Source organism: Burkholderia pyrrocinia, from assembly GCF_022809715.1.
GTDB classification, from domain to species: Bacteria; Pseudomonadota; Gammaproteobacteria; order Burkholderiales; family Burkholderiaceae; genus Burkholderia; species Burkholderia pyrrocinia_C.
The window spans coordinates 2,160,799-2,180,402 of record NZ_CP094460.1; the positions used below are offsets into that span (position 1 = coordinate 2,160,799).

At 66.7% G+C, this 19,604-nt stretch carries 22 protein-coding genes; 8 read left to right on the top strand and 14 right to left on the bottom strand.

The features are described from left to right. Position 1: 1 nt before the first annotated feature. Positions 2–919 carry a LysR family transcriptional regulator gene (locus MRS60_RS26565; RefSeq protein ID WP_034181478.1) on the top strand — a complete coding sequence of 306 codons (918 nt, stop codon included), beginning with the start codon at positions 2–4 and terminating at the stop codon, positions 917–919. 164 nt (positions 920–1,083) lie between these two features. Here the strand turns inward: MRS60_RS26565 and MRS60_RS26570 are convergent, their stop codons facing one another. From MRS60_RS26570 to MRS60_RS26590, 5 genes are all read right to left on the bottom strand, one after another. Continuing rightward, positions 1,084–2,175: a porin gene (locus MRS60_RS26570; protein ID WP_217590349.1), complete on the bottom strand. Its 1,092-nt coding sequence runs from the start codon at positions 2,173–2,175 to the stop codon at positions 1,084–1,086. 176 nt (positions 2,176–2,351) lie between these two features. Then, positions 2,352–3,074, bottom strand: a complete 723-nt coding sequence (locus MRS60_RS26575; protein WP_243565853.1) for an SDR family NAD(P)-dependent oxidoreductase — start codon at positions 3,072–3,074, stop codon at positions 2,352–2,354. After that, positions 3,052–4,173 carry a 2,3-butanediol dehydrogenase gene (locus tag MRS60_RS26580; RefSeq protein ID WP_243565854.1) on the bottom strand — a complete coding sequence of 374 codons (1,122 nt, stop codon included), beginning with the start codon at positions 4,171–4,173 and terminating at the stop codon, positions 3,052–3,054. Before MRS60_RS26580 ends, MRS60_RS26575 begins: the two co-directional genes overlap by 23 nt. A 1-nt stretch (position 4,174) precedes the next feature. Beyond that, positions 4,175–5,479 (bottom strand): MFS transporter, encoded by a 1,305-nt coding sequence (locus tag MRS60_RS26585; protein WP_034181474.1) that lies wholly within the window; start codon positions 5,477–5,479, stop codon positions 4,175–4,177. Between the two features lie 18 nt (positions 5,480–5,497). Beyond that, positions 5,498–6,031 carry a 2,4'-dihydroxyacetophenone dioxygenase family protein gene (locus tag MRS60_RS26590; protein WP_243565855.1) on the bottom strand — a complete coding sequence of 178 codons (534 nt, stop codon included), beginning with the start codon at positions 6,029–6,031 and terminating at the stop codon, positions 5,498–5,500. A gap of 184 nt (positions 6,032–6,215) precedes the next feature. On the opposite strand from MRS60_RS26590, the gene MRS60_RS26595 reads away from it, so the two are divergent. Beyond that, positions 6,216–7,196: a helix-turn-helix domain-containing protein gene (locus MRS60_RS26595; protein ID WP_034181472.1), complete on the top strand. Its 981-nt coding sequence runs from the start codon at positions 6,216–6,218 to the stop codon at positions 7,194–7,196. A 77-nt stretch (positions 7,197–7,273) separates the two neighbouring features. On the opposite strand, the gene MRS60_RS26600 is transcribed toward MRS60_RS26595, so the two are convergent. Both MRS60_RS26600 and MRS60_RS26605 read right to left on the bottom strand, forming a co-directional pair. Then, positions 7,274–8,221: an aldo/keto reductase gene (locus tag MRS60_RS26600; protein ID WP_243565856.1), complete on the bottom strand. Its 948-nt coding sequence runs from the start codon at positions 8,219–8,221 to the stop codon at positions 7,274–7,276. Between the two features lie 386 nt (positions 8,222–8,607). Beyond that, positions 8,608–9,228 carry a LysE/ArgO family amino acid transporter gene (locus MRS60_RS26605; RefSeq protein WP_034181470.1) on the bottom strand — a complete coding sequence of 207 codons (621 nt, stop codon included), beginning with the start codon at positions 9,226–9,228 and terminating at the stop codon, positions 8,608–8,610. 118 nt (positions 9,229–9,346) lie between these two features. Here MRS60_RS26605 and MRS60_RS26610 point away from each other — a divergent pair, with 118 nt between their 5' ends. Then, positions 9,347–10,240, top strand: a complete 894-nt coding sequence (locus tag MRS60_RS26610; protein ID WP_243565857.1) for a LysR family transcriptional regulator ArgP — start codon at positions 9,347–9,349, stop codon at positions 10,238–10,240. Between the two features lie 48 nt (positions 10,241–10,288). Here the strand turns inward: MRS60_RS26610 and fnr are convergent, their stop codons facing one another. From fnr to MRS60_RS26630, 4 genes are all read right to left on the bottom strand, one after another. Further along, entirely contained in the window at positions 10,289–11,035 is a 747-nt protein-coding gene (gene fnr, locus MRS60_RS26615) for a fumarate/nitrate reduction transcriptional regulator Fnr (protein ID WP_034181468.1), read from the bottom strand. Between the two features lie 103 nt (positions 11,036–11,138). After that, the gene (locus MRS60_RS26620) at positions 11,139–11,606 is read right to left on the bottom strand and encodes a universal stress protein (RefSeq protein WP_034181467.1); all 468 of its coding nucleotides are present in this window, start codon (positions 11,604–11,606) and stop codon (positions 11,139–11,141) included. A gap of 399 nt (positions 11,607–12,005) precedes the next feature. After that, positions 12,006–12,173, bottom strand: a complete 168-nt coding sequence (locus tag MRS60_RS26625; RefSeq protein WP_175749692.1) for a hypothetical protein — start codon at positions 12,171–12,173, stop codon at positions 12,006–12,008. A 29-nt stretch (positions 12,174–12,202) separates the two neighbouring features. After that, positions 12,203–12,613, bottom strand: coding sequence for a DUF3005 domain-containing protein (locus MRS60_RS26630; protein ID WP_175749693.1), 411 nt, complete (start codon positions 12,611–12,613; stop codon positions 12,203–12,205). Between the two features lie 277 nt (positions 12,614–12,890). Between MRS60_RS26630 and MRS60_RS26635 the strand changes: the two genes are divergently transcribed. Both MRS60_RS26635 and epsC read left to right on the top strand, forming a co-directional pair. Next, entirely contained in the window at positions 12,891–13,124 is a 234-nt protein-coding gene (locus MRS60_RS26635; protein ID WP_034181465.1) for a hypothetical protein, read from the top strand. 139 nt (positions 13,125–13,263) lie between these two features. After that, on the top strand, positions 13,264–14,184 hold the full coding sequence (epsC, locus tag MRS60_RS26640; protein WP_034181464.1) for a serine O-acetyltransferase EpsC: 921 nt from the start codon (positions 13,264–13,266) through the stop codon (positions 14,182–14,184). A 36-nt stretch (positions 14,185–14,220) separates the two neighbouring features. Here epsC and MRS60_RS26645 read toward each other — a convergent pair whose 3' ends face one another. The 3 genes from MRS60_RS26645 to MRS60_RS26655 all read right to left on the bottom strand — a co-directional run bounded on the left by MRS60_RS26645 (position 14,221) and on the right by MRS60_RS26655 (position 16,678). Then, positions 14,221–15,024, bottom strand: coding sequence for an SDR family oxidoreductase (locus MRS60_RS26645; RefSeq protein WP_105391328.1), 804 nt, complete (start codon positions 15,022–15,024; stop codon positions 14,221–14,223). Beyond that, a complete protein-coding gene (folE, locus tag MRS60_RS26650) occupies positions 15,024–15,653 on the bottom strand; it encodes a GTP cyclohydrolase I FolE (protein ID WP_034181462.1) in 630 nt (209 codons plus the stop codon). Before folE ends, MRS60_RS26645 begins: the two co-directional genes overlap by 1 nt. Positions 15,654–15,751: 98 nt before the next feature. Continuing rightward, the gene (locus MRS60_RS26655) at positions 15,752–16,678 is read right to left on the bottom strand and encodes a LysR family transcriptional regulator (protein ID WP_034181461.1); all 927 of its coding nucleotides are present in this window, start codon (positions 16,676–16,678) and stop codon (positions 15,752–15,754) included. A gap of 116 nt (positions 16,679–16,794) precedes the next feature. Here MRS60_RS26655 and pobA point away from each other — a divergent pair, with 116 nt between their 5' ends. From pobA to MRS60_RS26670, 3 genes are all read left to right on the top strand, one after another. Then, positions 16,795–18,027 carry a 4-hydroxybenzoate 3-monooxygenase gene (pobA, locus tag MRS60_RS26660; RefSeq protein WP_243565858.1) on the top strand — a complete coding sequence of 411 codons (1,233 nt, stop codon included), beginning with the start codon at positions 16,795–16,797 and terminating at the stop codon, positions 18,025–18,027. Positions 18,028–18,169: 142 nt separating this feature from the next. Continuing rightward, positions 18,170–18,886, top strand: a complete 717-nt coding sequence (locus MRS60_RS26665) for a 3-oxoacid CoA-transferase subunit A (protein WP_034181459.1) — start codon at positions 18,170–18,172, stop codon at positions 18,884–18,886. 13 nt (positions 18,887–18,899) lie between these two features. After that, positions 18,900–19,556, top strand: coding sequence for a 3-oxoacid CoA-transferase subunit B (locus tag MRS60_RS26670; RefSeq protein ID WP_034181806.1), 657 nt, complete (start codon positions 18,900–18,902; stop codon positions 19,554–19,556). Positions 19,557–19,604 lie beyond the last annotated feature (48 nt).

A 19,604-nucleotide genomic window follows, 5' to 3' on the forward strand; every position in this document is an offset into this window, starting at 1 on the left:
AATGAATCTTCGCAAACTGCAACATGTCATTGCACTCGCTCGATATCAGACCTTCAGTCGCGCCTGCGCGGAAGTGCATCTGAGTCAATCCGCGTTGTCCCGCAGCATCCAGTCGATCGAATCGGAGTTCGGATTTCCGTTGTTCGACCGTAGCGCACAAGGCATCGCGCTGACACCGTACGGCAAGGTATTCGTCGATCGCGCACGTCGGATCGATTTCGAGATGCGGGAACTCGTGCGCGATCTCGCGCTGCTCGAGCGCGGGGAGTTCGGCGAAATCTGCATTGGCTTGGGCGCGACGCCGGCCGCTTTGCTCAGACAACCCATTCTGACGTTCGGGGCCGTCAATGCGCCGAACGTACGAGTGGTGCTCAAGCGAGGCAATACCGCGGATCTGCTCGGCATGTTGATGGCGGAGCGCATCGACATGTTCGTCGGCGATATCGCGTCACTCACGGAGCAGCCGGAAATCGAGATCATGCCGCTACCGCGATGGCGGGCCGCGTTCTTTTGCAGCCGTACGCATCCCCTTGGCGGCATGGCGTGCGTATCGCCGGAGGCGCTGCTGAAATATCCGATCGGCAGCACGCACCTGTCGAGATATGCGCTCGACGACCTTCATCAGCATCTCGGATTTTCGATTGCAGACCGCATCAAGCTCCAGAGCGACGATTTCGGCGAACTGGAAGCGGCGGCCGCGGTGAGCGAAGTCGTCATTCTCGGCAGCCTTCCGGTTTTCGACGAAGCGGTCCGGGCGAACCGGCTGCATCAGATACCGCTCAATCCGCCGCTGGCCGGTTCGGCTCGTTTAGGGATCGTGGCGCTCGCGGGCAGGACCCCGTCGGTCACGATGGGCAGAATCAATGCGTTGGTGCGGGACGTGTTCAAGAAATTCTCGGAAGAATCGGCGACCAACTGACGTCGTGAGAGCGTGCGCACGCATGGAGCCAAGCCGGTCGCCATGCGCTTCCGAAAGCGAGACCCAGGGGACGACGACGTTCAGGCAATCGCCGCCGCCCGGGGGAACACGTGGGTGGTGGAGCACGAGTCGGCCGGCTTCGCAGGGTACGGGCCATGAACCTCTCAGAACCGCGTACTGAACCCAATCCGCGCGATCGACTGCAGCGCGCCGCTCGACGCGCCGTTCGCATCCATCACGCCGTTGATCTGCGCGTTGCTGCCGCGGCTTGCGCGCTGATGCACGCCCGCCACGTACACCATCGTGCGCTTCGACAGCCAGTACTGAACGGCCGCCAGGATCTGATGCGCATGCGCGTTGTCGAGCGTGTCGTTGCCCTTCATGTACGTGTACGACGCGCCGACCACCCACGCAGGCGACGGATGCCACGCCGCGCCCGCTTCCGCCGACCAGACGCCCGCGCCGTTCTGCGCGTTGCGTACGGTTGTGAAGAGCGCCTTCCCCGTGACCGTGCCGAGCGTGTAGTGCACGCCCGCGCCCCAGTTGCGCACGCTGGTCGGCGTCATCCCGGCCGCCGCGCCGTATTTCTGGTTCGTATAGGCCGCGCCCGCGCCGAACGGGCCGTTGTCGTAGCTCGCGCCGACGCTGACCGTGTTGTTCGCGCCGATCGACCCCGCGACGTTGCCGAAGCCGTACAGCGCGCCGAAGATCAGACCCGACAGCGACGGGCTCGTGTATTTGACGGAATTCGCGACGCGATTGCTGCCTGCGACGCGATCCCAGTCGAACGCGCCGGTCGGGTTGTTCGGCAGCGCGAGCTGGTCGAACGGCCCGTTGCGAAAACCGTACAGGCCGACGAGATCCTGCGCGATCTCGTTGCCGCTGGCGGCCAGCGCATCGACCATGAACTCGTACTGGTTGCCGAGCGTGAGCTTGCCGTAGCGATCGTTTTCGAGCCCGACGTAGGCTTGCCGCGCGAACAACCCGCCGCCGATGATTGACCCATTGCCGAGCGAATACTGGTTGACGAGCCGGAAGATCGCGCGCGTGCCAGCGCCGAGATCCTCCTTGCCTTCGAAACCGAGCAGGTTCGGAAAGAAGATGTTGTCGTCGAATTTCGCGTTTCCGTGGCCGCCTTCGTTGCTGACATAGCTGATGCCGGCATCCATCAGCCCGAACATCGTCACGCTGCTCTGTGCGAACGACGCGGCCGGAATCGCACAGGCCACGAGTGCCAGAAGGGTCTTTTTCGTCATCTCCCGATGCTCCTCACATGTTTCCGATCGAGTCGGATATTTTTGATTGGACTACTGATTGATATGAATAAGCCTGAACCGGGATGATTCCGATTCAGGTGCAACCGAAGGGGAATGGCCTGCGCACGGCGCATCGGGAGCGACTGCCTGCCCGCCGACACGCCGTGCGCCGGGCGCTATACCGTCGAATACCCGCCGTCCACCGGCACGACCGCGCCGGTCACGAACGACGCGCCGGGCGAGCACAGGAACAGGATCACTTCCGCGACTTCGTCGGCCGTACCCCAGCGCCCGAGCGGCGTGCGATCGAGGATCTGTCGCGAGGCCTGACTGTCGGCCATCAGCCCGCTGCTGAGCGGCGTGTCGATCCAGCCGGGCGCAACCGCGTTCACGCGGATGCCGCGCTCGGCCCACGCCTGCGCGAGCGAGCGCGTGAGCTGCGCGATGCCGCCCTTGCTCGCGCTGTACGCGGGCCGGTCCTTGCTGCCGAAGTACGTGTACATCGACGCGATGTTGACGATGCTGCCGCCGTGCGCCGACAGCGCCGGCAGCGCGGCGTCGGATGCACGCATCACCGACGTCAGGTTCACGTTCAGCACGAGCTCGAACTGGTCCATCCGGTATTCGTCCGCGTGCCGGCTGATGCCGACGCCGTTGACGAGCACGTCGAGCCGCGGCAGCGCGGCGATCTTGCGCGTCAGCGTATCGCTGTCGGTCACGTTCAGTTCGATGCACCGCATGCGCTCGTGCACGGGCGCATGCGGGCCGGTGGCGTCGAGCCCGAGCGCGACGACCGATGCGCCGGCTTGCGCGAACCGCCATGCGGTGCGCGCGCCGATGCCCGATGTGCCGCCCGTCACGACGACGGTCTTGCCTTCAAACGCCAACGGACGACTCATGCTCGATGCTCCCGACGGTGTGTGCGCGGCGGGCGCACCGCTGCGCGGGGGAAACCAGGATCTTGATCTGCGTGCGATCGGCGAGCAGCGCGTCGAAGCCGTCGGCGACGGCATCTTCGAGCGACACGGTGCGCGTGACGATCGACGTGAGGTCGAGCGCGCCCGACGCGACGATGCGCAGCAGGTCTTCGTATGCGTGCCGGTAGCCGACGCTCGCCGTGAAGGTCAGTTCGTCGTTGACCGCGCGGAACGCATCGAAGCCCGCATGCGGCATCAGGCCGACCATTACGACGCGGCCGCCCTTGCGCAGCGCCTGCATCGCCGCTTCGAACGTGGCGGGCAACCCGGCCGCCTCGAAGCTCGCATCGACGCCGAGCCCGCCCGATGCCTCGCGGATCGCGTCGCGCAGCACGGACGCGTCGAGCGAGCGCGCGTTGAACGTGTGCGTCGCACCGAGACGCGCGGCGGCCGCGAGGCGCTCGGGCGACACGTCGACCGCGACGATGGTCGTCGCGCCCTGCAGCTTCGCGAGCTGGATCAGCAGCAGGCCGATCGGCCCGAGCCCGAATACCGCGCAGGTGTCGCCGAGCCGGAGCTCGGCGCGGCGCAACGCATGCAGCGCGACGGCGGCGGGTTCCATCACGGCGGCCTGTTCGAGACTGACGCCGTCGGGCAGCCGATGCAGCATGTAGGCCGGCACGACCGCGAAATCGGCCATCCCGCCGTCGCCCATCAGGCCTGCGAAGCCCATCGACACGCACAGGTTGTACGACCCCGAGCGGCAATATGCGCATTGGTGGCAGCGATATTCGGGCTCGACGGCGACGCAGTCGCCCGGGTTCAGTGTCGTCACGCCCTCGCCGACTTCGACGACGGTGCCGCAGAACTCGTGGCCGAGCGTCAGCGGCGCGGTGCGCCGCGACAGCGGGTGCGGCGTGTCGACCGGAATCGCGTGCGGGCCGTCCGCGTATTCGTGCAGGTCGCTGCCGCAGATGCCGCAATACGCGACCGCGATGCGCACCTCGCCCGGCCCCGTGCGCGGCGTGTCGATTTCCACGAGACGGACGTCGCGCGGGCCATGCCATTGAAGTGCACGCATGTCAGCGTCCTCCGAGGTTCTGCGTATCGAGACGGTTCGCGGCGGCGCCGGCGGGTGCGCGCTTGCGCAGCACGGCGGGCGCGGTTTCGACGAGGCCGAACGACAGCACGCACGCGAGAATCGCGCCGGTTGCCGACGTCCACATCGCGAACTGCAGGCCGTAGCGGTCGGCCGCGAAGCCGGCGACGGTCGGCGCGACGAAGCCGCCGATCAGCTCGCCGGCGCCCATGATCAGCCCGAGCGCGCTGGCGATCGCGCGCGGTGGCACCGTTTCGGCCGGGATCGTCGCCATGAACAGCGTGAAGCAGCCAAGGCCCGTGTAGGTCGCGAGCACGAGCGCGCAGAGCGCCCACAGCGAATTCGCGTGAATCATCGCGACCGGGCACGCGGCGGCGACCAGCGCGAACACGATCATCGTCGGCCTGCGGCCGATCCGGTCGGAGATCGCCGGCACCGCGAAGCCCCAGAACACCCATGCGGCGCCGAGGCAGGTCATCACGACGCCCATGTCGGACGGCGAAAGATGGCGGCTGTCGACGAGGAAGACCGGCGCGAACGAGATGATCACGACGAACCACGTGAGGAAGAAGCAACTGATCAACACGCAGAGCAGGATGTTGCGTTCCTTCAGCAGCGCCCAGCGGCTGACGGCCGCGCCGCCCGCCGCTGCCGCGCCGACGGTGTCGGCCTGCGCATGCCGTGCGCCGCCGGGCGGCATTTCGCGAACCCAGCGCCAGATGCAGAAGGCGATCAGGAAGCCCGGAATACACGATACGTAGAACGCCTCGCGCCAGCCGTACGCGGTTGCGATGCCGATCACGACCGGCGGGCCGATCATCGCGCCGAGCAGGCCGGCGGCCGAGCCTTGCAGAAGGCCCATGTTCAGCCCGCGGCGGCTCGGCGTCGAACTCTCGACCATCAGCGACTGCGACAGCGGCAGCACGGGGCCTTCGGCGATGCCCATCAGCGCACGGAATGCGATCAGGCTCGCGAAGCCGCCGACGAACCCCGACAGCGCCGAGCACACGGAAAAGCCAAGCACGGCCGCGATCAGCAGCGGCTTGCGCGTGCCGCGCGCGTCGGACCACGCACCGGTCGCGGCACCGGACAGCGCCCACGTGAGCGCGAGCGCGGACGACACCATGCCGAGCTGCGCATTCGTCAGGTGCAGTTCGGCCGACATGAACGGGAACAGGAACGACAGCGCGAGGCGGTCGAAGAACACGAAGCCGAACGTCATGAACAGGATCAGCAGCAGCCTGTTCTCGTACGTCCATGCGAGTTTGGGGGAAGGGTGGGATGTCATGGCGGGCCCCGTCGCGCGTCAGCGGAACAGCTTCTCGATCGCTGGCGCGCCGAGGCCGACCTTCTCGTAATGCGCCTTGCACATCGCGATGTACGAATGCACGTCGAAATAGCCGTCGGGGTTGCCTTCTTCGTCGAGCCAGATCAGCGGGCCCTTGACGATGAAGAACGCGCGCATCGGCTCGGGGTGATCGAACGCGACGAGCGTGTGGCCTTCGCCCGGCGTCTCGTACACGAAATCGCCCTTCGTCGCGGTCCATTCGTGCTCCAGATAGCCCCATTTGCCGGACAGCGTGTACGCGAATACCTCGTGCGGGTGATAGTGCCGGTTCACGAGCCCCGCTTCCTTCGCCATCAGGATGTCGCACCATTTGTTCTGCGACGGCGAGATCCACAGCGGCCGCGACGAAACCGTTTCGGTGAACGGAACGTAATAGCGCTCGTCGTCGGTGGCCGCGTTCGCGATGTAGGCTTCCGGCAGCGCATCGGGCTTGAACGGATTGGCAATCGGCGGGATGTTTTGCCAGAATTCGGCTACGGCTTTGTCGACCACGGTTCGTCTCCTTGTGTTTGGATGTCGTGGGCTCGACTTTAGCCAGCCGGTGCGCGCCGCTCTTGACTGGGCTGGACGAATTGCTTGATCGGGCCGGACATCGCACCGCACGACGTTTAAACGATCCATCCCCCAATTCCGCAATGCATGCCGCTCCGGACGACGGGCGCCAGCAGGAGGCGACGTGACGAATTCGACCGTTTTTTCACGCACGCGAGGCTCGACGGCCGACGTGCCGGCGCGCGACAGGATGGCGTACTGGGATGCGTTCAACGCGGCGACGCTGGTCGGCCTGCGCTGCTCGTCGCTGTCGCCGGCCGGGCTCGAAGTCGAGAAGACCGACATCGCGCTGCCGGGCCTCGGCATCGCCGACATCAGCGGCCAGGATCACGTGATCGAGCGCAGCCCCGCGTTGGTGCGCCAACTGCCGAAGGAATCGCTGTTCGCGTGCCAGATCCTGAGCGGGCGCGCGTATTTCATCCAGCGTGACCGGTGCCTGCTCGCGGAAGCCGGCGACGTCGTCGTCTACGACACGCGCGTGCCATATCTGTTCGGATTCCTGACGCCGATGCGGCAGCTGCTGATCGATGTCCCGATCGCGACGTTCGACGACCGGCTCGACGCGGAGCTGGCGGCGCTGCCGCTGCGGATCGCGCCGAAGCCGGGCGCGGGTGCGATGCTCGGCGCGACGCTGAGGGCGAGCGTCGAGCGCTTCATGAAGGATCCGGTCGAGTGCGATGCCGCGCGCTTTGCCGAGCGCACGCGCACGCTGGTCGCGGAACTGATCGACACGGAAGTGAACGGTGCGGGCGCATCGCGTGCTTCGCTGTCGTACCTGCTGACCGCGAAGCAGTACATCGCGACGCATCTCGGCGAGCCGGAGCTCGGGCCGCAGGCGGTTGCCGACGCGGTCGGGCTGTCGCTGCGTCATCTCGGCCGGCTCTTTGCGGCCGAAGGCGAGTCGATCACGCAGCACATCTGGTCGGAACGGCTGGCGCACGCGCATCGCGAGCTGACGGATGCGCGGCTGCGCAAGACGAGCGTCGGCGAGATCGCGTTTCGCTGGGGGTTCTCGAGCCAGGCGCATTTCAGCCGCGCGATTCGCGAGCGCTACGGCGCGTCGCCGATGGCGCTGCGCGATGCGGCGCCGCGCGGCGCCGTTTAGCGGAGCGCGGATGACGCAGGCCGATCGCGGAACCGCAAGACCGCGCGATTCGATCGACCGGCCTGCCGCCCACGACGTCAGGTTGCGCTGGCCTCGTCGATCTGGCGGATGTCGTCCTGATCGAGCCGGATGCGGATCGCTTCGCCGAGCAATGCGAGCTGCGCGAGCGACGTCGCGCTCGCGATCGGCGCGGTGATCGTCGGCCGCGCGATCTGCCACGCGAGCGCGATTGCGGCCGGCTGCGTGCCGTGCTTCGCCGACACGGCGTCGAGCGCGGCGAGAATGCGCAGGCCGCGTTCGTCGAGATAACCGGCGACGCGATCGCCGCGCACGCTCTTCTTCAGGTCGGCCTCGCTGCGGTACTTGCCCGACAGGAAACCGCTCGCGAGCGCGTAATAGTTGACGACGCCGAGCTTCAGGTCGCGCACGACCGGCTCGAGATCGCGTTCGTAGTCGGCGCGGTCGATCAGGTTGTATTCGGGCTGGATGACCTGGTACGCGGGCAGGCCGTCGCGCTTGCTGATGTCGGCGGCTTCGCGCAGGCGCGCGCCGCTGTAGTTCGATGCACCGATGATGCGCACCTTGCCCGCGTCGATCAGCGTCTGGTATGCGCCGAGCGTTTCCTCGAGCGGGGCCGTATCGGCGAGGTCGCGGTGCGAGAAATACAGGTCGATGTAGTCGGTCTGCAGGCGGCGCAGCGAATCGTCGGCGGCCTGCAGGATGTTGTCTTTCGTCAGGCCCGCGCGTGTCGAAAGCAGGCCGACCTTGGTCGCGATCACGACCTGCTCGCGCTTGCCGGAACGCTTGAGCCACTTGCCGATGATCGTTTCCGATTCGCCGCCGCTGTTGCCGGGCGCCCAGGCCGAATAGACGTCGGCCGTGTCGATGAAGTTGATGCCGATGTCGGCGAGCGCGTCGAGCAGCGAAAACGACGCGTTTTCGTCGACGGTCCAGCCGAAGACGTTGCCGCCGAACGCGAGCGGCGAAACCTGGATGTTCGACGTGCCGAGAGTGCGTAGTGCCATGTTCTGCTCCGATATCGGTGGGGTGACGGGATTGAACTGAGCGATTGGCCAGGTCGAGCGCGACGAGACGGCGGGGTGCGCGGTGCGGTTCCGCCGTTGTCGCAGGACACCGGTCATTCTCTCCGATCGATCGGATTCGTGCAGGCGGCGTGTCGCCGCGATGATGGACGGCTTGGGACAGATGACGGACGCATCGTCCGTCACGTTGGCGGTCCGTACGGCTGCGTTGGATCCGGAGCTGAATTTCGCGGCGGCGATGCGCTGCGGGAAGCGAGATGCCGTGTCGGCGGAAGCGGGCGGGGGCGGGAGGGACGGATGCCCCGACGTTGCGCCGGAGCGGATCGGCAGACGGGCGGCAAGCAGCCGCCCGTGCGACGGCGAGTCGGTCAGCGCAACTGCACAGCCGCGAGAAACAGCACCATGCTGCCGATCGCGCCATCCAGCACGCGCCACGCAACGGCCTTGCGGAACCACGGCGCCAGCAATCGCGCACCGTAGCCGAGCCCGAGAAACCACACGACGCTGACCGCCATCGCGCCGATCGCGAACGCGAGCCGTGCGCCTTCCGGCTCGCGCGCGCCGGCCGTGCCGATCAGCAGGAACGTGTCGAGATATACGTGCGGGTTGAGCCACGTGAACGCGAGCGTCATCAGCACGATCGCGAGCCCGCTCTGCGGCGGCGGCGCGACCGCGTCGCCGCGCACGTCGAGCGTTGCGTGGCCCGGCTTGAACGCGCGGCGCAGCGCGTTGATGCCGAACCATGCGAGATACGCGAGGCCGACGTACAGCACCGCGTGGACGAAAGTCGGATACCGCTCGACCAGCACCGATGCGCCGCCGACGCCGGCGCCGATCAGGATCATGTCGGATAGCGCGCACAGCAGCACGATCTTGCCGACATGCGAGCGCATGATGCCTTGGCGGAGTACGAACGCGTTCTGCGCGCCGATGGTGACGATGAGCGACGCGCACAGTGCGGCGCCGTGGGAAAAAGCGAGCCAGTTCATGGTGGTGACAGCGGTAGACGCAGTGGAAGCAGTAGACGGATGAATCGGGTAGCGCTAGTCTGCGGTCAGCATGAAAATAAGAGAAGCTAATTCACCTAATGCGGATTAAGGAAATCTAATGCTCGACTACGCCCTGCTCGATGCCCTCGCGGCCGTGATCCGGTACGGCTCGTTCGAGCGCGCGGCCAAGGAGCTGAACGTCACGCCGTCGGCGGTGTCGCAGCGCGTGAAGCTGCTGGAGGAGCGTGTCGGCAGCGTGCTGGTCAAGCGCGGGCAGCCGTGCGTCGCGACGACGTCGGGCGCGCTGCTGTGCCGGCATACCGAGCGCGTGCAACTGCTCGAGGCCGAACTGGGCGGCCGGATGCCGGCGCTGCCGGGCCAGATCGCGGGCGCATGGCCGATGTTGCGCGTGGCCGTCAACGACGACAGCGTCGCGACGTGGTTCATCGACGCGGTGGGGCCGTTCTGCACGGAGCGCGAAACGTTGCTCGACCTCGTGATCGACGACCAGGACTACACGGCCGCGCGCATCCGCGACGGCAGCGTGCAGGGCGCCGTGACCGCGCAGGCCGAGCCGATCCAGGGATGCCGGTCGGAGCGGCTCGGGCGGATCCGCTATCGCGCGGTGTGCTCGCCGGCGTTTTACGAACGCTATTTCGGCGCGGGCATCACGCGCGATGCGCTGCGTCGCGCGCCGTGCGTGATGTTCAATCCGAAGGACGGGCTGCAGGCGCGTTTCATCCGGCGCGTGACGCGCGCGGATCTCGATCCGCCGCAGCACTGGATACCGCACGTCGCGGGCTATCTGCGCGCATGCGAAACGGGATTGGGATGGGGGATGTGCCCGGACCGGATGGTCGACCGCCAGCTGGCGGCGGGCGAACTGGTCGACATGTCGCGCGGGCGCACCGTCGACATCGATCTTTACTGGCAGAGCTGGCGTCTGTCGATCGGCTGGCTCGACGATTTCAGCGCGGCGCTGAAGGCGCGCGCCGCGCTGTTTCTCGATTGATCGGTAACGTCACACGGGCGGCGCGCGAGATGCGTGCACCGTGCGGGATCAGACGTGATGCAGGCCGTCGAAGTCGATGATCTGTACGTGGCGGCCCTGCATTTCGATCAGGCCGCGCTTCTGGAATTTGGACAGCGTGCGGCTGACCGTTTCGAGCGTCATGCCGAGATAGCTGCCGATGTCTTCGCGCGTCATCCGCAGGTTGAATTCCGACGGCGAGTAACCGCGCTTCAGGTAGCGCGACGATACGTCGAGCAGGAACGCGGCGACACGTTCTTCGGCATTCAGCGAACCGAGCAGCATCGTCTGCGACGTTTCGCGCACGATCTGTTCGCTCATCAGCTTGTGCATGCGCAACTGCATCGAGCCGGCTTCCGAGCACAGTGCCTTCAGCGCGCTGTACGGAATCACGCAGACGGAGCTGTCTTCGAGCGCGACCGCGGTGCGCGGATGCGTGTCGTCGCAGATGCCGTCGAGGCCGAGCGCTTCGCCCGCGAGATGCAGGCCCGTGACCTGTTCGCGGCCGTCGTGGCGCGTGGCGACGGTTTTCAGCGAACCCGAGCGTACCGCGTACAGGTTGTCGAATGCGTCGCCTTCGCGGAACAGCGCTTCGCCGCGCTTGACGGGGCGCGCCGCGCAGATGACCGACTCGAGGCGGCTGAGCGCTTCGGGCGCCAGGCCCTGCGGCATGCACAGGTGCCGCATCGCGCACGACGAGCAGTGCGCGGCCTGGCGAGGAGCCCAGCTGCCGGCATGAGGCGTGGCGGCGGTACGTGTGGCGACGGGCGTCAGCATGATCGTTTACTCCGGCGTTGAATCGACTGAATCATTGTCCCACCGCAAGTTGTCGCTGTCGGGTGACAAAACGTCGCGACCGGCCGCGGATGCCGAACGCCGTTCATGCGGCTTGCTCGTCCGTGTTGGCGGCGGCCGGAATCAGCAGCACGGGCAGCGTCGCGTGCCGCACGCATTGTTCGGCGATGCTGCCGAGCACGAGACGGCGGAACCCGCGGCGGCCGTGCGTGCCGAGCACGAGCAGATCGGCGCCGAACGCCTTCGCGCCCTCGAGGATCAGCTGCGACACATCGTTGAGCGACGTCGCTTCGGCCAGCTTCGTATCGCCTTTCACGCCCGCTGCCTGCATCAGCTTCGTGAAATCCTTCGCGAGCTCGTTGCCTTGCGCGACGAGCTGATCGCGCAGCACGGACGGATCGTAGCCCGGCACGTTGTAGTAGATCGCGGCGTTCTCGACGACGTAGAACGGTTGCAGCTCGGCGCCGTGCGCTTTCGCGAGCGCCAGCGCGGCATCGAACGCATGGCGGGACGTGTTGCTGCCGTCGACGGCAACCAGAATACGCTTGTACATAGTGTCTCCGAGTGGCGGGTTGAAACGAAGTCGGCCGGATGGCCGATCTGTCTGAGCAATGCTGCGAGGCAGGGTAAACCAACGGCGGGGACTTTGCAGTGCGGTGCCTGTGCTGCCGCGCTACAGCAGCGCCTCCGGCATCGCGGTGCACGGCCATGCACGCAATGCATGCCGCACTGCGCGACGCATTTCGCATGGCTGCATCGCATCCGTCGTTCGCGTGGCCGCCGCGCGGCTCGCGATAGCGGTTTCGAGCGATGGTGGATGAGGACCGCACCGTCGCCGGGAACGAATGCGCAGGCATCGAAATCCCGCGTTGCACCGGCGCACGCATCGCGGCGCGCGCATGCCGCACCGACACGGTGCGAAATCACGCCAATGAACCGCGCGCATCGTCATTCAATCGCAACCGCGCCGTTTCGACATGACTTCGATCAATGGATGTGCGTCGGCGCGATTCGCGGCATGCATGAAACCGCCGATGCCGACGCGCGGAATCGTTCGCTTGAGCACCTGTCGCGTGCGCCGATCCACCGGCATCGATCGTCGACCGATGCCGATCTGCAAACGAACGATCGATTCAAACGCCGCGCCGGCTACCTCGGCACGGCCGTCAGCTCGATCACGCGTTCCGGCCGCCGTCCGTGGCCGGGCCAGTACGCGCTGCCGTACATCCGATGGACGGGGCCGAACTGCGCATCGTCCGCGGGCGACGGCGCGGCGAAGCCTTTCTCGATCACCACATAGCCCGCGCGCAGCGCGAACGCCGGATGGTTGCCGCCGGTGCGGCTGTCGAAGCCGGCGAGGCCGTCGCCGGCTTCGGGCATCGCATTGACGAGCGACGCGTTGCTGCCCGTGATCTGGTCGGGCGAGATCGGCCCGCCGCCGGCGAGAAGCCAGGCCTCGCGGTTCTTGCCGTCGGTGTCGACCGTGCTGTCGTGGGTGTCGTCGTTGTCGAGCTCGACGCTGTGCGGATGCAAATGACCTGCTTGACCGGATGATTCCATCACGGCTCTCCTGGCGGCGAAGCGCTTCGGATCGAAGCAAATCCCGTTCCGGGTTCGACGGGAAAAGGCGCGCGGGCGACCGCCGCGGTCGCGCGACGCGCACTGATTTGTCATGATTTATTTCAGCTAGAAGACGCGTTTTCTACAGAGTATGATTCTTTTCCTGCGAAGCGGCGACAGGGGATGCGATCTCGCCGCCTCTGCCCGCGCCGGGGCGCCGCAGCACCCTTAAAGACGGGTAGTGAACAACAAACAAGGGACTAGAGGTGGCGGATTCATGCAAGCGACTACTGCCTTCACGCACCGCGGTTATCTGTTGAATTGCGCGCCCGCGCGCGCCAGTGACGGTTCGTTCAAGCCCTACGTCGTGATCTCCCGATCGAGCGACGGGGAGTTGGTTGCGAACCGTTTTTTCCCGACCGAGCTCCAGTTCAACGACGAAGGCGCCGCGATCGCGCACGCGCGCGACTGGGCCGTGCGCTGGATCGACGCGAGCAGCATCGTGATCTGACGCCATCGCGTTTCCGGCATCGTCGGCCGTTCGGCCGATCCCCGGTGTGCCGCTCCCGGACAAAAAAACGCGGTAATCTTGCGGAACCCGTCACTTTATTAGCGACCGTGCGACCGAGCGCGGCCGCCTGCATTTGCATATGTCGACATCACCCGTCCGTCAGTGGGGCCTCGAAGAAATCGTCGCCGGCTTGCGCGAGTCGCGCGAAGAACTCCATCGCACGCGCCATCCGCGCGGCATCCGCGAACTGCCGTCCCGCGATGCGATCTGCAAGATTGTGACCGGTCTGCGCGCGTCGATGTTTCCGACGCATTACGGCGCGCCGGATCTCACCGACGAAAGCGTCGACTACTACGTCGGCCACACGCTCGAAAGCACGCTGCGCGTGCTGTGCGAGCAGATTCGCCGCGCGCTGCCGTTCCTGCCCGAGCATGCGGACACGCCGTTCGCCGAACTCGACGAGCGCGCGTTCGAGATCGCGCGCGAGTTCGGCCGGCAGTTGCCGGCGGTCCGCGCGCTGCTCGTCAGCGACATCCAGGCCGCGTACGCGGGCGATCCGGCCGCGCAGCACATTACCGAGATCCTGCTGTGCTATCCGGGCGTGCTGGCGATGATGCACCACCGGCTCGCGCACGCGCTGCACCAGCTCGGCGTGCCGCTGCTCGCGCGCTTCATCAATGAAATCGCCCACTCGGCCACCGGCATCGACATCCACCCCGGCGCGCAGATCGGCCCGAGCTTCTTCATCGACCATGGCACCGGTGTCGTGATCGGCGAGACGGCGATCATCGGCGAGCGCGTGCGCCTGTACCAGGCCGTCACGCTCGGCGCGAAGAGCTTCCCTGCCGATGGCGAAGGTGCGCTGGTCAAGGGCAACGCACGGCACCCGATCGTCGAGGACGACGTGGTGATCTATGCGGGTGCGACGATTCTCGGCCGCGTGACGATCGGGCGCGGCTCGGTGATCGGCGGCAACGTGTGGCTCACGCACAGCGTGCCGCCCGGCACGAGCGTCGCACAGACCAGGGCCCGCGAAGGCGGCAGCGCCGAGAAGCCGTAACGCGGCGCGCGGCCGCCGGCCGCCGCCGCGCGTGCGTCAGTGCTTGCCGGCGGGCGAGCGGTGCTTGTACAGCACGTCCTGGTCTACACGGATCAGGTTCTGCCCCGCATCCACCACGAAATCCACGCCGTTGTAGGCGTTGCCGGTCAGCAGCAGGATCGCGCTCGCGACGTCGTCGGGGCCTGCGATGCGCGCGAGCGGCGTCGATGCGCGGCTCGCGTGTTCGAAGTCGGCCTGCGTCTGGTCGTCGCTCGGCAGCATCAGCCCCGGGAACACCGCGTTCACGCGCAGCACGGGCGCGCATGACAGCGCGAGCATCTGCGTGAGGTTGCCGAGCGCGGCCTTCGCGACCGTGTAGCTGAAATGGTCGCGGTGAAAGTTTTCCTTGATCTTCTGGTCGACCACATTCACGACGACGCCCTGCGTGCCGGCCGCGCGCGCCCGTTCGTAGAATGCGCGCGTGAGCAGGATCGGCGCGCGGCAGTTGACGGCCCATGCCTGGTCGAACGCCGCGAGATCGAAGCTCGGGAAGTGGTCCTGCCAGAACACCGACGCGTTGTTGACGAGCACGTCGAGGCGCCCGAAGCGCGCATACACCTGGTCGATCAGCGCGGTGATCTGCGCGGCATCCGACAGGTCGGCCTGCAGCGCGATCGAATCGTGCCCGCGCTCGGCGATCGCGCGTGCCGCCGCGCGTGCGGCATCGGCCGAACGATCGTAGTGAACCGCGGTGCGATAGCCGTGCGCGGCGAAATACTCGGCGAACGCGCGCCCGGCCCGGCGCGCGGCGCCGGTCACGAGCACGACGGGCGCGTGCGCCGTTTGCTTCGTCGACTCCATTACGTATTCGTCAGGTTGACTGAAGAAGGATTGGCGACGATCGACAGGAATTCGCGCCGCGTCGACGGATCGGTGCGGAACGAGCCGAGCATGCGCGACGTGACCATCTCGACGCCCGGCTTGTGCACGCCGCGCGTCGAGATGCACTGGTGCGCGGCTTCGAGGATCACGCCGACGCCCTTCGGCTGCAACACGTCGAACAGCGTATCGGCGATCTGCACGGTCATCTTTTCCTGGATCTGCAGGCGCTTCGCGAACGCGTCGACGAGGCGCGCGAGCTTCGAGATGCCGACCACGCGATGGTTCGGCAGATACGCGACGTGCGCGCGGCCGATGATCGGCACCATGTGGTGCTCGCAGTAGCTCTCGAAGCGGATGTCCTTCAGCACGATCATCTCGTCGTAGCCGTCGACTTCGCTGAACGTGCGCGCGAGGATGTCGCGCGGCTCCACCGCATAGCCGGCGAAGAACTGCTCGTACGCGCGCACGACGCGCGCGGGCGTGTCGACCAGGCCTTCGCGTGCGGGATCGTCGCCGGCCCAGCGCAACAGCACGCGGACGGCGGCCTCTGCTTCTTCGCGGCTCGGCCGGGATGCGGCCTGCTCGGGCCGTGCGGATTTTTTACCCATGTAGTGGCTCCATCGAAGGCCGCCTGCGGCGGCCGATATCCGCCAATTGTTTCATGCTTTCGCGGGTCGTGCGTGCCAGCGCGAACAGGCCCTGGCGCTCACTTCGGCCATTCGTCCTGCTCGTCGTTGAACAGCGACGCGACGACGCCGCGCAGCCACGCGGTGCGCGGATCGTTGTGGTACTTGCGATGCCAGTGCTGCTTCAGGTCGAAGCGCGGCAGCGCGAGCGGCGGCTCGACGGGCACGATGAACGCATGCTCGGCTGCATACGCATAGCCGATTGCATGCGGCACCGTCGCGATCAGGTCGGTGCGGCTCAGGATGAACGGCAGGCTCATGAAGTGCGGCGTCTCGAGCACCGCGCGGCGCTGCATGCGCTGCTTCGCCAGGTATTTCTCGAGCACTTCCTGGCTGCGCCCTTCGGCGCGCACCACCGCGTGCCCGCACGCGAGGAACTGCTCGACCGTGAACGGCGGCGTCTGTTCGAGCGGATGGCCGCGGCGCATCAGGCACACGAACCGGTGCGTGAACAACCGTTGCTGGAAGAAGTTGTTGCCGTCCAGATCGGGGAAGTAGCCGACCGCGAGATCGATCGACCCGGCTTCGAGGCCGCGTCCGACTTCGTCGTGCGCGAGCGAGACCGAACGCAGGTTCGCGTGCGGCGCGCGCGTCGCGAACGCCTGCAGCAGCTTCGGCAGGAACACGATCTCGCCGACGTCCGACAGCGCGATCGAGAACGTATGCGTGCTCGCGGCCGGATCGAAGTCGTGCGGCGCGACGAGGCCGCGCTCGATCTGCGCGAGCGCGTCGCGTGCGGCCGGCAGCAGCGCGAGCGCGCGCGGCGTCGGCTCCATTCCGCGCGACGTGCGCACGAACAGCGGATCGCCGAAATACTCGCGCAGCCGGCCGAGCGCCGTGCTCACGCGCGGCTGGCTCACGCCGAGCAGGTCGCCGGCGCGGCTGACGTTGCGCGTGTCGTCGAGCGCGACGAGGTAGGGAATGAGGTTCAGATCGAGCGAATCCATCATCGGGCCAATATCTTTAAAACGTATACAACATATCTCCTGAATCGCGTTGCCGCATAGTCGGGAAAGCGCTCAAATGTGTTCCATTACTCGAACCAATGTTCAGGAGACGAACAATGCGCACCCAAGTCGCGATCATCGGCGCCGGTCCGTCCGGCCTTCTGCTGTCCCATCTGCTGCGCCTGCAAGGCGTCGATTCCATCCTCGTCGAAGCGCGTTCGCGCGAATACTGCGAGAACCGCATCCGTGCCGGCGTGCTGGAGCAGGGCACGGTCGATACGCTGAACGAAGCCGGCCTCGGCGACCGGATGCGCCGCGAAGGGCTCGAGCATCACGGCATCGAGCTGCTGTTCTCCGGGCAGCGCCACCGCATCGACCTGTCCGAACTGACCGGCGGGCGCGCGATCACCGTCTACAGCCAGCATGAAGTCGTGCGCGACCTGATCGCGGCCGGCGTCGAGCATGGCCACCAAATGCACTTCGAAGTCAGCGACGTCGCGCTGCACGACGTCGAAGGCGAACACCCGTTCGTCACGTTCAAGCACGCGAACGGCCGCGCGGACCGCATCGACTGCGACTACATCGCCGGCTGCGACGGCTTCCACGGCATCGCGCGCCAGACGATCCCGGCCGAGCGGCTGAACACGTTCGAGCGCGTCTACCCGTTCGCATGGCTCGGCATCCTCGCCGACGCGGCGCCGTCGCTCGACGAACTGGTGTACGCGCATCACGACAACGGCTTCGCGCTGTTCTCGATGCGCTCGCCGACCGTCACGCGCCTGTACCTGCAATGCAAGCCCGACGAAAACCTCGCCGAATGGTCCGACGCGCGGATCTGGGACGAACTGCACACGCGCTTCTCGAACGACACGGGCTGGACGCCGACCGAGGGCCGGATCACACAGAAGAGCGTGACGCCGATGCGCAGCTTCGTGTCGGAGACGATGCAGCACGGCCGGCTGTTCCTTGCCGGCGACGCCGCGCACATCGTGCCGCCGACCGGCGCGAAGGGGATGAACCTCGCGGTCGCCGACGTCCGCGCGCTGTCCCGTGCGCTCGGCGCACGCTACCGAACGGGCGATGCGACGCCGCTCGACACGTATACGGCGACCTGCCTCGAGCGCGTATGGCGTGCCGAGCACTTCTCGTACTTCATGACGAACATGCTGCATTCGTCGCCGGAGGATTCGCCGTTCGTCAATCGCCTGAAGTTTGCCGAGCTGAAATACGTGACGCGCTCGCGGGCCGCCGCGCAGTCGCTCGCCGAAAACTACGTCGGGCTGCCGTTCGATGATGCAGGGACCCCCGAGGCAACCCGCCTTGACAACGCGCTGTGCACGACTCTATGATCGGCCCATCGTTCGCTAATCGAATCTAGGTTCGATTAGCGAACAAATGCCGGGGTCGAAATCGGCCCGGCGCGGCACGCGGCACGCGCGTGTCCCCTCGACAGGCCGCGCATCGTGCCGCGGGTTCGTATCAGGAAGAGACATGGTCAACAAGATTTTCGAATCGCTTCAGTCGGCGGTTGCCGACATTCACGATGGCGCGACGATCATGATCGGCGGCTTCGGCACGGCCGGCATGCCGTCCGAGCTGATCGACGCGCTGATCGAACAGGGCGCGCGCGACCTGACGATCGTCAACAACAACGCGGGCAACGGCGAGACGGGCCTGGCGGCGCTGCTCAAGGCGAAACAGGTGCGCAAGATCATCTGCTCGTTCCCGCGCCAGAGCGACTCGCAGGTGTTCGACGCGCTGTACCGCGCGGGCGAGATCGAGCTGGAGCTCGTGCCGCAGGGCAACCTCGCGGAGCGCATCCGCGCTGCGGGCGCCGGCATCGGCGGCTTCTTCACGCCGACGGGCTACGGCACCAAGCTCGCGGAAGGCAAGGAAACGCGCGTGATCGACGGCAAGCCGTATGTGTTCGAGACGCCGATCCACGCCGATTTCGCGCTCGTGAAGGCGTACAAGGGCGATCGCTGGGGCAATCTCGTGTATCGCAAGACCGCGCGCAACTTCGGGCCGATCATGGCCAGCGCCGCGAAGGTCGCGATCGTGCAGGTGTCGGAAGTCGTGCCGCTCGGCGCGCTGAACCCGGAACACATCGTGACGCCGGGCATTTTCGTCCAGCGCATCGTCGAGGTGCCGCAGGCCGCCCATGCGGCCGAGCTGGCCGCCGAACACGCTGCATCGCAAGCCGCTTGAGGGAGATATCCAGATGAAACGACTGACCCGCGATGAAATGGCCAAGCGCGTCGCGCAGGACATCCCCGAAGGCGCATACGTGAACCTCGGCATCGGCGTGCCGACGCTGGTGGCGAACCACCTCGACCCGAGCAAGGAAATCTTCCTGCACAGCGAGAACGGCCTGCTCGGCATGGGCCCCGCGCCCGCGGCCGGCGCAGAAGACGACGAACTGATCAACGCCGGCAAGCAGCACGTGACGCTGCTCACCGGCGGCGCGTATTTCCACCATGCCGATTCGTTCGCGATGATGCGCGGCGGCCACCTCGACTACTGCGTGCTCGGCGCGTTCCAGGTGTCCGCGAACGGCGATCTCGCGAACTGGCATACGGGCGCGCCCGATGCGATTCCGGCCGTCGGCGGGGCGATGGATCTCGCGATCGGCGCGAAGCAAGTGTTCGTGATGATGGAGCACCTGACGAAGCAGGGCGAAAGCAAGATCGTCGCGCAGTGCTCGTATCCGGTCACCGGCGTGCAATGCGTGAGCCGTATCTACACGGATCTCGCCGTGCTCGACGTGACGGCCGACGGCCTCGCGGTGAGCGAGATCTTCACCGACCTGTCGTTCGACGAACTGCAGAAACTGACCGGCGTGCCGCTGATCGACGCGACGCAAAAGGCCGCTGCCTGAACCGCAGGCGTGCCGGCGCGCGCGATCGAGCGCACGCCGGCGCGCTTG

Coding starts and splice junctions, on each gene's coding strand:
- MRS60_RS26570 (WP_217590349.1), bottom strand. CDS start 2,175: ATGACGAAAAAGACCCTTCTGGCACTCGTGGCCTGTGCGATTCCGGCC.
- MRS60_RS26670 (WP_034181806.1), top strand. CDS start 18,900: ATGAAACGACTGACCCGCGATGAAATGGCCAAGCGCGTCGCGCAGGAC.
- MRS60_RS26610 (WP_243565857.1), top strand. CDS start 9,347: ATGCTCGACTACGCCCTGCTCGATGCCCTCGCGGCCGTGATCCGGTAC.
- epsC (WP_034181464.1), top strand. CDS start 13,264: ATGTCGACATCACCCGTCCGTCAGTGGGGCCTCGAAGAAATCGTCGCC.
- MRS60_RS26655 (WP_034181461.1), bottom strand. CDS start 16,678: ATGGATTCGCTCGATCTGAACCTCATTCCCTACCTCGTCGCGCTCGAC.
- folE (WP_034181462.1), bottom strand. CDS start 15,653: ATGGGTAAAAAATCCGCACGGCCCGAGCAGGCCGCATCCCGGCCGAGC.
- MRS60_RS26630 (WP_175749693.1), bottom strand. CDS start 12,613: ATGGAATCATCCGGTCAAGCAGGTCATTTGCATCCGCACAGCGTCGAG.
- fnr (WP_034181468.1), bottom strand. CDS start 11,035: ATGCTGACGCCCGTCGCCACACGTACCGCCGCCACGCCTCATGCCGGC.
- MRS60_RS26575 (WP_243565853.1), bottom strand. CDS start 3,074: ATGAGTCGTCCGTTGGCGTTTGAAGGCAAGACCGTCGTCGTGACGGGC.
- MRS60_RS26600 (WP_243565856.1), bottom strand. CDS start 8,221: ATGGCACTACGCACTCTCGGCACGTCGAACATCCAGGTTTCGCCGCTC.
- MRS60_RS26605 (WP_034181470.1), bottom strand. CDS start 9,228: ATGAACTGGCTCGCTTTTTCCCACGGCGCCGCACTGTGCGCGTCGCTC.
- MRS60_RS26585 (WP_034181474.1), bottom strand. CDS start 5,479: ATGACATCCCACCCTTCCCCCAAACTCGCATGGACGTACGAGAACAGG.
- MRS60_RS26565 (WP_034181478.1), top strand. CDS start 2: ATGAATCTTCGCAAACTGCAACATGTCATTGCACTCGCTCGATATCAG.
- MRS60_RS26580 (WP_243565854.1), bottom strand. CDS start 4,173: ATGCGTGCACTTCAATGGCATGGCCCGCGCGACGTCCGTCTCGTGGAA.
- MRS60_RS26635 (WP_034181465.1), top strand. CDS start 12,891: ATGCAAGCGACTACTGCCTTCACGCACCGCGGTTATCTGTTGAATTGC.
- MRS60_RS26620 (WP_034181467.1), bottom strand. CDS start 11,606: ATGTACAAGCGTATTCTGGTTGCCGTCGACGGCAGCAACACGTCCCGC.
- pobA (WP_243565858.1), top strand. CDS start 16,795: ATGCGCACCCAAGTCGCGATCATCGGCGCCGGTCCGTCCGGCCTTCTG.
- MRS60_RS26665 (WP_034181459.1), top strand. CDS start 18,170: ATGGTCAACAAGATTTTCGAATCGCTTCAGTCGGCGGTTGCCGACATT.
- MRS60_RS26645 (WP_105391328.1), bottom strand. CDS start 15,024: ATGGAGTCGACGAAGCAAACGGCGCACGCGCCCGTCGTGCTCGTGACC.